This is a genomic window from Streptomyces sp. WZ.A104 (assembly GCF_002382885.1).
Taxonomy (GTDB): domain Bacteria; phylum Actinomycetota; class Actinomycetes; order Streptomycetales; family Streptomycetaceae; genus Streptomyces.
Window position 1 is genome coordinate 64,209 of record NZ_NWVL01000038.1, and the last position, 12,282, is coordinate 76,490.

The window sequence follows — 12,282 nt, forward strand, 5'->3', positions numbered from 1 at the left end:
GGAACCGAACGATCGGTCGGTAGGGAGCCCGGGATGGCGGCAGTGACTGCGGACCAGACGACGCAGAGGACGTCCGGCACGGCGAATGCGGCACCTGCGGGGGCTGCGGGGAATACGGCCGACGCCGTGGACGCGGCAGACGCGGAGCGCATCGTGACGTTCGACGCGGCCGTGGCGGCCGACGAGCGGATCGAGCCGCGCGACTGGATGCCCGATGCCTACCGAGCGACGCTGGTCCGCCAGATGGCCCAGCACGCCCACTCGGAAATCATCGGCATGCAGCCCGAGGCGAACTGGATCACCCGCGCGCCCTCGCTGCGGCGGAAGGCGATCCTGATGGCCAAGGTGCAGGACGAAGCGGGCCACGGGCTCTATCTCTACAGCGCGGCCGAGACCCTGGGCACCAGCCGTGAGGAGCTGCTCGACAAGCTCCACGCAGGCCGCCAGCGCTATTCGTCGATCTTCAACTACCCGACGCTGACCTGGGCCGACGTTGGCGCGATCGGCTGGCTGGTGGACGGGGCGGCGATCACCAACCAGGTGCCGCTGTGCCGCTGCTCCTACGGCCCCTACGCCCGCGCCATGGTCCGCATCTGCAAGGAGGAGTCCTTCCACCAGCGCCAGGGTTACGAGCTGCTGCTCGCCCTCAGCCGTGGCACCGAGGCCCAGCACGCCATGGCCCAGGACGCGGTGAACCGCTGGTGGTGGCCGTCCCTGATGATGTTCGGCCCGCCCGACGACGCCTCGTCCCACTCCGAGCAGTCCATGGCCTGGAAGATCAAGCGGCACTCCAACGACGAGCTGCGTCAGCGCTTCGTGGACATCTGCGTACCGCAGGCCGAGGCGCTGGGCCTGCAGCTCCCGGACCCCGATATCCGGTGGAACGAGGAGCGCGGCCAGCACGACTTCGGCGCGATCGACTGGGCGGAGTTCCACGAGGTCCTCAAGGGCAACGGCCCCTGCAACGAACAGCGGATCACCCAGCGTCGCAGGGCCCACGAGGAGGGCGCCTGGGTCCGGGACGCGGCGGCCGCGTACGCCGCCAAGCACAGCCCGGCCACCCCGGCCACCGAATCGCCCGCACAGCCCGCACAGCAAGTGGAGGAGACGGCATGAGCAGCTCGACCGACTGGCCTCTCTGGGAGGTGTTCGTGCGCTCCCGGCGCGGGCTGTCCCACACCCACGCGGGCAGCCTGCACGCGCCCGACGCCGAGATGGCTCTGCGCAACGCCCGTGACCTCTACACCCGCCGCTCGGAAGGCGTCTCGCTCTGGGTGGTCCCCTCCACCGCGATCACCGCTTCCTCCCCCGACGAGAAGGACTCCTTCTTCGAGCCGGCCGGGGACAAGCCCTACCGCCACCCGACGTTCTACGAGATCCCGGAAGGGGTGAAGCACCTGTGAGCGCGGCTCTCGCCCTGGGCGACGACGCGCTGGTGCTCTCGCACCGGCTGGGGGAGTGGGCGGGTCACGCCCCCGTCCTGGAGGAGGAGGTGGCTCTCGCCAACATCGCCCTGGACCTGCTGGGACAGGCCCGGGTGCTACTCTCGCTCGCCGGTGACGAGGACGAGCTGGCCTACCTCCGCGAGGAGCGGGCCTTCCGCAACCTCCAGCTGGTGGAGCAGCCGAACGGGGACTTCGCCCACACCATCGCCCGGCAGCTCTACTTCTCCGTGTATCAGCATCTGCTGTACGAGCGGCTAGCGGCCGGGGACGGCGAGTTCGCCGGCCTCGCGGCCAAGGCCGTGAAGGAGGTGGCCTACCACCGCGACCACGCCGAGCAGTGGGTCCTGCGGCTCGGCGACGGTACCGAGGAGAGCCACAGCCGGATGCAAAGCGGTCTGGACGCGCTGTGGCGGTTCACCGGCGAGCTGTTCCAGCCGATCGAAGACCTCGACTCCGCCGCCACCAACGCCACCGGCAGCTCCGGCAGCTCCGGCAACACAGGTATCGACTGGCAGGAACTGCAAGGAAGTTGGCTACACGCCGTCACCGACGTCGTCGAGCGGGCCACGCTGACGCTCCCGACGGGACCGCAGTCCGGAGGCTGGGCGGCAGGCGCGGGGCGGCAGGGTCTGCACACCGAGCCGTTCGGCCGCATGCTCGCCGAAATGCAGCATCTGCACCGCAGCCACCCGGGGGCGTCATGGTGACCGACACCCTGCTGGAGGCGGAGCTGCGTGGTCTCGCGGGTTCCGTGCCCGACCCGGAGCTCCCGGTGCTGACCCTCGCGGAGCTCGGCGTCCTGCGGGACGTCACAGTGGACGGACCGGGCAAGGTGACCGTGCGGCTCACCCCGACCTACACCGGCTGCCCGGCGATCGAGGCGATGTCAGCCGATATCGAGCGGGTACTGCACGACCACGGCGTACCGGAGGTCTCCGTGGTCACGGTTCTGGCTCCGGCCTGGTCGACGGACGACATCAGCGCCGAAGGCCGCCGCAAGCTCGCCGAGTTCGGTATCGCACCGCCGCGCGCCCACAGTGCCGACGGCGGCCCCGTGCCGCTGACGCTCTCGGTGCGCTGCCCGAACTGCGGCTCCACGGAAACGGAGTTGCTCAGCCGGTTCTCCTCCACGGCGTGCAAGGCCCTGCGTCGCTGCGTCGCCTGTCGTGAACCGTTCGACCATTTCAAGGAGTTGTAGATGTTCCATCCGCTCCGGGTCAGCGCGATCGAACGGATCACTGACGATGCGGTGGCCGTGACCCTCGCCGTGCCGGCCGAGCTGCGCGAGACCTTCCGCCACACCCCCGGCCAGCATCTGAACGTGCGCTACACCGTGGACGGCGAGGAGATCCGCCGCTCGTACTCGATCTGCGCACCGGCCACCGAGCAGCCCGGCGAACCGGTACTGCGGGTGGGCATCCGCATGGTCGAGGGCGGGGCGTTCTCCACGTACGCCCTGAAGGAGCTGGCCGTCGGCGACCGGGTGGAGGCCATGCCCCCGATGGGCCGCTTCGTCCTGGAGCCGCATCCCGGCCTGTTCGCGGCGGTGGTCGGCGGAAGCGGCATCACTCCAGTGCTGTCGATGGCGGCCACCCTGCTGGACCGGGAGCCGTCCGCACGGTTCTGCCTGATCCGCAGCGACCGCACGGCGGCCTCGACGATGTTCCTGGACGAGGTGGCCGACCTCAAGGACCGCTATCCGGACCGCTTCCAGCTGGTCACCGCGCTCTCCCGGGAGGAACAGTCGGCCGGTCTCCCCTCCGGGCGGCTGGACACCGAACGGCTCACCGGTCTGCTGCCCGCGATGCTTCCGGTGGAGGAGGTGGATGGCTGGTTCCTGTGCGGTCCGCTCGGCCTCGTGCAGGGCACGGAGAAGGCGCTGCGCGCGCTAGGCGTCGACCGGTCCCGGATCCACCAGGAGATCTTCCACGTCGACGACAGCCCCTCCGACGCCACGGTGGTCAAGGTCGCCGCCCCGTCCGACTCCACGCTGACGGCGACGCTCCACGGCCGCTCGGGCAGCTGGCCTGTGAAGGATTCCGAATCCCTGCTGGAGACGGTGCTGCGGAGCCGCTCGGACGCTCCGTACGCCTGCAAGGGCGGGGTGTGCGGGACGTGCCGGGCGTTCCTGGTCGCGGGCGAGGTCCGGATGGACCGCAACTTCGCGCTGGAACCGGAGGAGACCGAGGCGGGCTTCGTGCTGGCCTGCCAGTCTCATCCGCTCACCCCGGAGGTGGAGCTGGACTTCGACCGCTGACGCCCCCGCGCACCGCCGCGCTGTTCCCTTCCCATAGAACCTGTTCTATCTTGACGACCCGTCAGGGCGTCAACGGTTAGCGGGAGGCCGGGACAGTGGACTTCACCTTCACCGAGGAACAGCAGGCAGCCGTCGAGGCGGCCAGGGCCGTCTTCTCGGGCGTCGCACCCGACCGTGTGCCCAGCCCCGCCCTGACACCGGGCGCCGTAGCGGAGGACATCGACCGGCAGCTGTGGCAGGAGCTGGCGCGTACGGACCTGCTCGGGCTCACTCTGTCGCCGCACCACGGCGGCGCGGGGCTCGGCCCGATCGCGCTCTGCCTGGTCCTGCGGGAGTCGGCCAAGGTGTTGGCCCGGGTGCCGCTGCTGGAGAGCTGCGCGGTCGCGATGACGATCCAGCGGTACGGGGAGAGCGCCCTCGCGGCGGAGCTGCTGCCCCGGGCCGCCAGGGGCGAGCTGATCCTGACCGCCGGGGCCAACGGGCGCAGCGGCCACGGCCCTGCCGAACTCGCCGTCGTCGCACGGCCGTACGGCGAGAACGAGACGCCGCCAGGAGACTCCGGCTGGGTGCTCGACGGAATGCAGTCCGCAGTTCCCTGGGCCCAGGTGGCCGACTGGATCGCCGTGCCCGCCCACACCGCCGAGGGCGGCGCGGTCCTGGCCCTCGTGCACCGCACCCGTGAGGGCGTCACCCTGGCGGAACAGGTCTCCACCAGCGGCGAACGGCTGGCCGAAGTCCGGCTCGACGCCGTGCGCATTGAGGCCCGTGAGCTGATCGACGCCCCGGGATGCTGGGACTGGCTACGGTCGCTGCTCACCACGGGCACCTGCGCGCTGGCCCTCGGGCTGGGCGAGCGGGTGCTGGAGATGACCGCCGAATACACCGGCAAGCGTGAGCAGTTCGGGTTCCCGGTCGCCACATTCCAAGCGGTGGCGGTGCAGGCCGCCGACCGGTACATCGATCTGCGGGCGATGGAGGCGACGCTCTGGCAGGCCGCCTGGCGGATCTCCACCGACGCCGGGGGTCCGTTGCCCGCTGCGGGAGACATCGCGGTGGCGAAGATCTGGGCCTCCGACGGAGTCCGTCGCGTCGTGCAGAGCGCGCAGCATCTGCACGGTGGCTTCGGTGCGGACACCGACTACCCCCTGCACCGCTTCCACGCCTGGGCGAAGCAGATCGAGCTCTCCCTCGGCCCCGCCGCGGCCCACGAAGAGGCCCTGGGGGACCTGTTGGCAGCCCACCCGCTCGGCTGACCGTTCGCCCCGGGCCCCGCAGCGCTCAGAGGACGAAGGCAGGAGTCCCGTTGTCCGTGACCATGGGGCGCCCGGCGCCGTCCCACGCCTGCATGCCGCCGTCGATGTTCACCGCGTCGATGCCCTGCTGGGTCAGGTACTGGGTGACCTGGGCCGACCGCCCGCCGACCCGGCACATCACATGCACGCGTCGGCCGTCCTCGACGGCCTCGGTCAGCTCGCCGAACCGGCCCACGAAGTCGCTCATCGGGATGTGCAGCGCACCCTCGACGTGACCGGCCGCCCACTCGTCGTTCTCGCGGACGTCCAGGACGAAGCCGTCCGACGGCACCTCCGCGGCGTTCACCGAGGGCAGCGGGGCGAAATTCATGGGTCATGCCTTCTCTCGTACGTACGCGGCAGAGTCACCCGGAACGCTACTGCACCATTTCCGCGAGCTCGGCCTCACGCCGGGACACCTCGCCCAGCAACTGCTCACCGACGTCCTCCAGCAGCTGGTCCGGATCGTCCGGGGCCATCCGGAGCATCGAGCCGATGGCGCTCTCCTCCAGCTCCTTGGCCAGCACCGTCAGCAGCTCCTTGCGCCTGCTGAGCCACTCCAGCCGGGCGTAGAGCTCCTCGCTCTCGCTCAGCGGGGCCGGCGGCTGCACGGGACCCGCCTCCCACTCCGCCACGAGCTCCTTGAGCAGCTCGACATCGCCGCGGCCGTAGGCGGCGTTCACCCGGGCGATGAACTCGTCCCGGCGCGCCCGCTCCTGCTCGTCCTGGGCGAGGTCCGGGTGCGCCTTGCGAGCCAGATCCCGGTAGAGCTTGCGGGCCTCCTCGCTCGGCCTGACCCGCTTCGGCGGCCGGACCGGCTGCTCGGTGAGCATGGCAGCGGCCTCGGGGGACAGCCCGTCGGTGTCCATCCAGTCGTGGAACAGCTCGTCGACGCCGGGCATCGGCATGACGACCGCCCGCGCCTCGCGGGCCTTGCGCTGGTCCTCGGGGTCACCGGTGCGTGCGGCCCGCGCCTCGGCGATCAAGGCGTCCAGCTCGTCGAGGCGGGCGTACATCGGGCCGAGCTTCTGATGGTGCAGCCGGGAGAAGTTCTCGACCTCCACCCGGAAGGTCTCCACCGCGATCTCGAACTCGATCAACGCCTGCTCGGCGGCCTGCACCGCCTTGGCGAGCCGCGCCTCGGGGCGCGCAGCGGCGTCCTGCGGCTCGGCGGACTGCGCGGCTGCAGCATCCGCGTCGCCCGGCGCACCCTGCGCCTCCGGCGTGGGCTGCGGCGCGTCCGGCCGGTCGTTGTCCTGCCGGTCATCATCGTTCCGGGTGGTCGGCACCCCGGCGGCTTCGTGGGTCACCCGTCCAGCGTATGGCCACGGACCGGCGGTCCGGCACACGCGGTGGGCCCGGCCCGGAGCCCACCCGCCTCGGGAAGCCGCCAGGGGCCCGTCAAGGACCGGCCAAGGACCACCTCAGGGGCCCGTCATATGCCGAATTCCGCGGCCAGCCGGCCTGCCTTGATCGCCCGCACCAGCTCGGCGTGATCCGCCTCCGTACGGTCGGCGTACGTCACAGCGAAGGCCGCCACCGCCTCGTCGAGCTCGTCGTTCTTGCCGCAGTAGCCCGCCAGCAGGCGGGGGTCGGCGCTGTGCGCGTGCGCCCGCGCGAGCAGGGCACCGGTCATCCGCCCGTAGTCGTCGACCTGGTCGGCTGCGAGCGCGGCGGGGTCCACGCTGCCCTTGCGGTTCCTGAACTGACGCACCTGGAACGGCCTGCCGTCGACGTCCGCCCAGCCGAGCAGTATGTCGCTGACGACCTGCATCCTCTTCTGCCCGAGCACCACCCGGCGGCCCTCGTGGTCCACCTGCGGAACATCGAAGCCGACCGCCGGAAGATGGGGGGCGAGCACCGACGGGCGCGCCTCCTTCACCTGGAGTACCAGAGGCTCGCTGCGGTGGTCGAGCAGCAGCACCACATACGACCGGGTGCCCACGCTGCCGGTGCCGACCACGCGGAAGGCCACGTCGTGGATCGCGTACCGGGCCAGCAGCGGCGCCCGGTCCTCGGAGACGGTGGAGAGATAGCCGCCGAGCCCGGCCGCCACTGCTGAGGCTTCGGCGTCCTGCACCCGGCGCAGCACGGGCGGGGCGTCGACGAAGCGGCGGCCGCCGTCTGGGCACTCCTCCGTCGACCGGGCCGCGAACCGGGCGCTGGTGTTGTTGCGGGCCTTCTCCGAGACCCGCTCCAGGGTGCCCGCCAGATCACGCGCGTCGGTGTGCGAGACGAGCTCCTCGTCCGCGATGGCGTTCCAGGCGTCGAGTGCGGGCAGCCGGGCCAGGAGCCGCATGGTGCGCCGGTAGGCGCCGACGGCGTCGTAGGCGCCCCGGCGGCAGGTGTCCTCGTCGGCCCCGGCCGCCCGGCCCGCGAGCACCAGGGATGTGGCGAGCCGCTTGAGGTCCCACTCCCAGGGCCCGAACACGGTCTCGTCGAAGTCGTTCAGATCGATGACCAGGCTGCCGCGAGCGTCGCCGTAGAGGCCGAAGTTGGCCGCGTGCGCGTCGCCGCAGAGCTGGGCGCCCACGCCGGTGACCGGGGTGCCCGTCAGGTCGTGGGCCATCAGCCCGGCCGCACCCCGCAGGAAGGCGAACGGGGTGGCCGCCATCCGCCCGACCCGTATCGGCGTCAGCCCGGGCACCCGGCCTCGGTTCGACTCCTCGACCGCCCGCACCGCGTCCGGCCGCCCCGGTGGCAGGGCAAGCGAGGCGTGCGCGGAACGCGGCACCCGGCCTCGGAGAGACTTGCCCGCCGCCTTCTGCGACAGCGATGCCCCGCGCCGGGCGAACCCGGGCACGACCGGAATGCGCAGATCCGCCCCTGTAGTTCGCTGTTCCGGCATCGTCGCCTCGGTTCCGCTCATGGAGCGTCGCCTCCCCCACCTCGTACGCACTCCGGCTGCCCGGCTCCCCGCCGGTCAGCGGCCCTGTCCACCAGCGACCGAGCACGACGGTACCGCCGTTCCCGCACACCCGCCCGGGCCTGTGGACAACTACGGACCGCCCCGGTCCGGTCGGCCGCCTATCGCACGCCGATCCCACGCTGATCCCACGCTGATCCCACGCTGATCCGATGACGATCCGAGCCGATCCCTATGCCGATCGAGCGCTGGCCCGGCCCTGATCCGGCCCTGATCCGTCGCAGGTCCGGCCTGATGGGTCGCGGGTCCGGCCCTGATCCGGCGCAGATCAGACGCCGACCGCCTCCTCCAGCTCTTCCTCCAGCTCCCCGTCGTAGGGCCGGGACTTCCCCCCGGAGGACCGCGACGCCGTCTCCCGTACAACGTCCCCGCCCCCGGACGGCTCCGCCCGCCTGCGAGCCTCGGCCACTCCTGCGAGGCCCAGCACCGCCAGGCCCACGAGGAACCAGAGCACGAGGACGAGCACATGGCCGCCGAACGCGTACCCGTCGAAGTAGACGTGGCTGCGGACCCCTTCGACGAAGCCCGCACCGTTCCAGAAGGCGTGCAGCGAGCCGAAGAAGCCGGGCTGGAGCTCGGGGCGGAAGATGCCGCCGGAGCTGGTGAAGTTGAGCATGACGAACAGGACCATCACGCCGAGCGTCGTCCACCGCTTGAGGAAGGTGTGCAGCCCCACCCCGATCAGCAGGATGCCCGCGGAGTAGAGCCAGGCCAGCGCCCACAGCACGGCGAGGCCGTGATCGACCAGGCCGAACAGCGGCCCCGCGAACACCGCGCCGATCAGGCTCACCACGAGCGAGGCACCCGCCACCAGCGCGGCCCTGACCCGCAGCGGCAGGGCACCGCCCGCACCACCGATCACGGCGACGGAGGCGTACGAGCCGATGCTGATCGCGACCAGCAGGAAGAAGACGCCCTGCCCGGTCGGATCACCGTCCGCGGTGGGCGCCACGTTCACCACCTTCAGGGGCGCGCCCTGCTCGGCCGCGACCCCGGTGAAGACCTTCTCCACGACGGTGGCGCTGGTGTCCGACGACGCGGTGGCCACCAGCAGTTCGGGGGCGGCGCCCGGTAGGTACGCCCCGTAGCTCTTCTGGGTCCGGAGGTGCTCCACTGCCGTGGAGCGGTCCGCCACGGTCCGCGTGTTCAGCGCGCCGTCCGCCTCGTCCTGGAGGGACTGGGCCAGCATCCGCGCGCTCGGACCGGAGCCGACGACGTCCACGCGCAGATCGTGCGGCTGCGGAGCGTGGAAGGCCCCCAGGTAGGCGAGCCCCATGCCGACGCACATCAGCAGGGGCGTGAGGAGGTGACCCAGCACATGGCGCAGCGTCCCTGCGGGGGCGCCGGGAGCGGTACGGGAGCCTGCGGGCATCTGAACGATCTCCCAATGGTTGGCTTCTACAACTATTAATTAGCTGTAGCATACATCTTTATTGTTGGAGAGACTCCCCAGCCGCACAGACAACGGAGCGGGCGCCGTCAGCAGCCGGTGCCGACCTCCGGCGCCAGGTAGGCATCCGCCCACCGCCCGAGCTCCTTCGGCACGGGCTCCATCGCGGCACCGGCCTCGGTGAGGCGGTACGCGACGCGCGACGACGGACCCTCGTCAACCTCGCGGATCACCAGACCGGCCGCACCGACTTCGGCCAGCCGGCCCGAAAGCATGCGCTCACTGATCCGCCGATCCGCTGCCCCACCTGAACGCCGACTCCGCGGCCGCGGGCACCGATGACCCGCTCCGCCGGGAACTCGCCGACGAGCTTGCCGCGGCTGACGCCGTCCTGATCGGCGCACCGATGTACAACTTCACGATCCCGTCCACCCTCAAGGCATGGCTGGACCAGGTGATCATCATGGGCCACAACGCGGGGCCGGACTCCGCCATCACCGGCACCCCGGTGACCGTCGTCGCCAGTCGCAGTGGCTCATACGCTCCGGGCACCCCCCGCGAGAGCTTCGAATTTGTCCAGAATTACCTGGAGAAGCAGCTCACGATTACCCGGAGAAGCTACTCACGGCGATGTTCTCCGTCCAGGTGTACTTCATCGTTCCGGAGCCGGCCCTCGCCCACTCGCAGTGTCGACGGCCGAGCTGATCCCGCTCACCGAGGCCTCCCGCACCAAGGCGTTCACCGACGCCCGGGAGAAGGCCAAGGCCCTCGCCTCCCGCCTCGCCGCCTCGCCGCCTGAGAACCCAACACGAAGCCCAACACGGAGCCCAACACGAACAGGGCCGCGAAGCTCCTACGAGCTCCGCGGCCCTGCCACATGATGATCATGACGAATCGGATGTTTCACGTGAAACACAGCACGCCTCACGAACGTGAGACGCAGCACGCCCTACGGGCTGATCAGGTGAGCCCTCCGGCCGCCACACCCGCGCCCTTCGCGTCGTCAGCCGCGGAAACGGCAGCCGTACGGCCGGCCTCCTGCTCCCGCAGCTCCCGCGCCTCCCGCTCCCGCTCCCGCGCCTCCTGCGCCGTCCGGGCCTCCTCCGCCTCCCGAGCCTCACGCTCCGCCTGTTCGCGCGCCTGGGCCGCCAGGTCCACCCGGCCCTCCGGCTTGATGTGGGCGATGACACCGGGGTGGGCGATCGACGGCAGGATGTGGCGCCACATCTCCGCCACCTGCTCGCGCAGGTCAGCGCGACCGGTGTCGGCCTCCGACACCAGCTGAATACCGGTGAACGAGGCGACGATGATCTTGGCCGACACCATCGGGTCGATCTGGGGAAACACCTCGCCGCGCTCCTGCCCCAGCTCCAGCATCCGGGCCGTCGCGTCGATCCAGTCACCCCACGGGTGCGGGCCGCCGAGGAAGACGCCCTCGATGGACAGCCTCGTGCCGGCACGGGCCATCGCGTTGTGGCGCAGAGCGAAGGCGAACTGCTGACCGCCGTCCACCAGGGACTGGAGGGGGGAGCCCTCCTGCGAGAACTCCACCGTCGAGGTCTGCTCGTCCATGATCGCCTGCGCGATCGCTTCCTTGGAGGCGAAGTGGAAGTACAGCGCCCCCTTGGTCACCTTGGCACGGCGGAGAATCTCCGAGATGGCGGCACGCTCGTAGCCGTAGTCGTCGAAGACACTCGCCGCGGCGTCCACGATCGACCGCCACGTCTGGACCGCGCGAGCCTGCTTCGCCATTTCCTGCCTCCGGAACGTTCTGTGCGGCTCAGCCCTGCACCGCCGAGCCGCCGTCGATCCAACCTCTGCATTCAGCGTAAGCAAGCGCGTCGTTGCACCGGCCATCGGTCTGTCCGGAAACCGCGCCCCTGCGGACGGGCCACCGACCGCGCCCCTCCCCTACCGGGCTGTCCGTACCCCGCCCGCCCGTCAAAAACACAGACGCCCCGGAACAACGAAGAACCCCCGCTCCGGATCTCCGAAGCGGGGGCCTATCGAATCAACTTCGCAGTCACGAGTGACCGCTGTTGTGCGCGAGGGGGGATTTGAACCCCCACGTCCCTAAGGACACTGGCACCTGAAGCCAGCGCGTCTGCCGTTCCGCCACTCGCGCATGAGTGGTGTTTTCAGACTCTCTCACCGTTTGGTGCGAGCGCCTGGCGACATCCGGAAGATTAGCACGCTGGACAGGGTGGATTCACATCCGTTGTTTCACCCCGCCCTCCGGACGCGGAGCGGGAACCCCGAGCCGCCGCCCCCACTCCTCCAGAGTGTGTCTCGGGTGCGGGACACTGTGAGGAGGCCACCTCTACGATCCGTGTGAGGGGTGACACTCATCCACAGGCCAGACAAGGGGAACCAGCCGATTTCCCGACGCGTGGATACGATCAGTAAGCGGTACAACGACGATGACACCGGAGGAGGTGCCCCATGGGGGTCATGAAGCGTTTCGAGCAGCGCCTCGAAGGGCTGGTCAACGGCACCTTCGCCAAGGTTTTCAAGTCCGAGGTACAGCCGGTCGAGATCGCGGGCGCCCTCCAGCGGGAGTGCGACAACAACGCGACGATCTGGAACCGCGAACGGACCGTCGTCCCCAACGACTTCATCGTCGAGCTCAGCACACCCGACTACGAGCGGCTCAGCCCGTACTCGGGCCAGCTGGGCGACGAACTGTCCGGCCTGGTGCGTGACTACGCCAAGCAGCAGCGCTACACCTTCATGGGACCGATCAAGGTCCACCTGGAGAAGGCCGACGACCTCGACACCGGCCTCTACAGGGTGCGCAGCCGCACCCTGGCGTCGAGTTCGTCACAGCTGGACCAGCCCGGTCACGGCCAGCCCCAGCGCCCCGCCCCCGGGCGGCCCGCCGCGCCGCAGGCTCCCGGCGGCTACGGCTACCCCCCGACCGCCGCTCCGCCGATGCCCCCGGCCCCGCCGCCCGGCGCCGGACGGCCCTCGGG

Annotated in this window: 12 protein-coding genes, 1 tRNA gene and 2 pseudogenes; 8 read left to right on the forward strand and 7 right to left on the reverse strand. The window is 70.7% G+C overall.

Going from position 1 to position 12,282, the window contains the following annotated elements:
• Positions 1 to 33: 33 nt before the first annotated feature.
• From paaA to CIB93_RS20990, 6 genes are all read left to right on the forward strand, one after another.
• Positions 34 to 1,116: a 1,2-phenylacetyl-CoA epoxidase subunit PaaA gene (paaA, locus tag CIB93_RS20965; protein ID WP_096628870.1), complete on the forward strand. Its 1,083-nt coding sequence runs from the start codon at positions 34 to 36 to the stop codon at positions 1,114 to 1,116.
• Positions 1,113 to 1,403, forward strand: a complete 291-nt coding sequence (gene paaB / locus CIB93_RS20970) for a 1,2-phenylacetyl-CoA epoxidase subunit PaaB (protein WP_069171673.1) — start codon at positions 1,113 to 1,115, stop codon at positions 1,401 to 1,403. Before paaA ends, paaB begins: the two co-directional genes overlap by 4 nt.
• Complete coding sequence (gene paaC, locus CIB93_RS20975; protein WP_096628872.1) at positions 1,400 to 2,152, forward strand: 1,2-phenylacetyl-CoA epoxidase subunit PaaC; 753 nt, start codon at positions 1,400 to 1,402, stop codon at positions 2,150 to 2,152. Before paaB ends, paaC begins: the two co-directional genes overlap by 4 nt.
• Positions 2,146 to 2,643, forward strand: coding sequence for a 1,2-phenylacetyl-CoA epoxidase subunit PaaD (paaD, locus tag CIB93_RS20980; RefSeq protein WP_096628873.1), 498 nt, complete (start codon positions 2,146 to 2,148; stop codon positions 2,641 to 2,643). Before paaC ends, paaD begins: the two co-directional genes overlap by 7 nt.
• Positions 2,644 to 3,702, forward strand: coding sequence for a 2Fe-2S iron-sulfur cluster-binding protein (locus CIB93_RS20985; RefSeq protein WP_096628875.1), 1,059 nt, complete (start codon positions 2,644 to 2,646; stop codon positions 3,700 to 3,702).
• Positions 3,703 to 3,797: 95 nt separating this feature from the next.
• A complete protein-coding gene (locus tag CIB93_RS20990) occupies positions 3,798 to 4,955 on the forward strand; it encodes an acyl-CoA dehydrogenase family protein (RefSeq protein WP_096628876.1) in 1,158 nt (385 codons plus the stop codon).
• A 25-nt stretch (positions 4,956 to 4,980) separates the two neighbouring features.
• On the opposite strand, the gene CIB93_RS20995 is transcribed toward CIB93_RS20990, so the two are convergent.
• The 5 genes and pseudogenes from CIB93_RS20995 to CIB93_RS21015 form a co-directional block, all read right to left on the reverse strand.
• Entirely contained in the window at positions 4,981 to 5,325 is a 345-nt protein-coding gene (locus tag CIB93_RS20995) for a rhodanese-like domain-containing protein (RefSeq protein WP_096628878.1), read from the reverse strand.
• Between the two features lie 46 nt (positions 5,326 to 5,371).
• Positions 5,372 to 6,304 carry a J domain-containing protein gene (locus tag CIB93_RS21000; protein ID WP_096628879.1) on the reverse strand — a complete coding sequence of 311 codons (933 nt, stop codon included), beginning with the start codon at positions 6,302 to 6,304 and terminating at the stop codon, positions 5,372 to 5,374.
• A gap of 125 nt (positions 6,305 to 6,429) precedes the next feature.
• Complete coding sequence (locus tag CIB93_RS21005; protein WP_096628888.1) at positions 6,430 to 7,728, reverse strand: DUF2252 domain-containing protein; 1,299 nt, start codon at positions 7,726 to 7,728, stop codon at positions 6,430 to 6,432.
• A 460-nt stretch (positions 7,729 to 8,188) separates the two neighbouring features.
• Positions 8,189 to 9,292: a hypothetical protein gene (locus CIB93_RS21010; protein ID WP_096628881.1), complete on the reverse strand. Its 1,104-nt coding sequence runs from the start codon at positions 9,290 to 9,292 to the stop codon at positions 8,189 to 8,191.
• 107 nt (positions 9,293 to 9,399) lie between these two features.
• Positions 9,400 to 9,597: pseudogene (locus CIB93_RS21015) on the reverse strand (winged helix-turn-helix transcriptional regulator); the annotation flags it as partial.
• Between CIB93_RS21015 and CIB93_RS21020 the strand changes: the two are divergent.
• Positions 9,597 to 10,098: pseudogene (locus tag CIB93_RS21020) on the forward strand (NAD(P)H-dependent oxidoreductase); the annotation flags it as partial. The pseudogenes CIB93_RS21015 and CIB93_RS21020 sit on opposite strands and share 1 nt — an antisense overlap.
• Positions 10,099 to 10,270: 172 nt before the next feature.
• On the opposite strand, the gene CIB93_RS21025 reads toward CIB93_RS21020, so the two are convergent.
• Together CIB93_RS21025 and CIB93_RS21030 are read right to left on the reverse strand one after the other, a co-directional pair.
• On the reverse strand, positions 10,271 to 11,062 hold the full coding sequence (locus CIB93_RS21025; protein ID WP_107470968.1) for a ScbR family autoregulator-binding transcription factor: 792 nt from the start codon (positions 11,060 to 11,062) through the stop codon (positions 10,271 to 10,273).
• Positions 11,063 to 11,352: 290 nt separating this feature from the next.
• Positions 11,353 to 11,435, reverse strand: a tRNA-Leu gene (locus CIB93_RS21030).
• 317 nt (positions 11,436 to 11,752) lie between these two features.
• Between CIB93_RS21030 and CIB93_RS21035 the strand changes: the two genes are divergently transcribed.
• Positions 11,753 to 12,282, forward strand: a 530-nt coding sequence (locus CIB93_RS21035; RefSeq protein ID WP_143660073.1) for a DUF3662 domain-containing protein, incomplete at its 3' end; no start/stop codon positions are given.

Excerpts from the sequence above, each read along its gene's own strand:
- paaA (WP_096628870.1), top strand. The coding sequence starts at position 34 with ATGGCGGCAGTGACTGCGGACCAGACGACGCAGAGGACGTCCGGCACG.
- paaB (WP_069171673.1), top strand. The coding sequence starts at position 1,113 with ATGAGCAGCTCGACCGACTGGCCTCTCTGGGAGGTGTTCGTGCGCTCC.
- paaD (WP_096628873.1), top strand. The coding sequence starts at position 2,146 with ATGGTGACCGACACCCTGCTGGAGGCGGAGCTGCGTGGTCTCGCGGGT.
- CIB93_RS20985 (WP_096628875.1), top strand. The coding sequence starts at position 2,644 with ATGTTCCATCCGCTCCGGGTCAGCGCGATCGAACGGATCACTGACGAT.
- CIB93_RS20995 (WP_096628878.1), bottom strand. The coding sequence starts at position 5,325 with ATGAATTTCGCCCCGCTGCCCTCGGTGAACGCCGCGGAGGTGCCGTCG.
- CIB93_RS21010 (WP_096628881.1), bottom strand. The coding sequence starts at position 9,292 with ATGCCCGCAGGCTCCCGTACCGCTCCCGGCGCCCCCGCAGGGACGCTG.
- CIB93_RS21025 (WP_107470968.1), bottom strand. The coding sequence starts at position 11,062 with ATGGCGAAGCAGGCTCGCGCGGTCCAGACGTGGCGGTCGATCGTGGAC.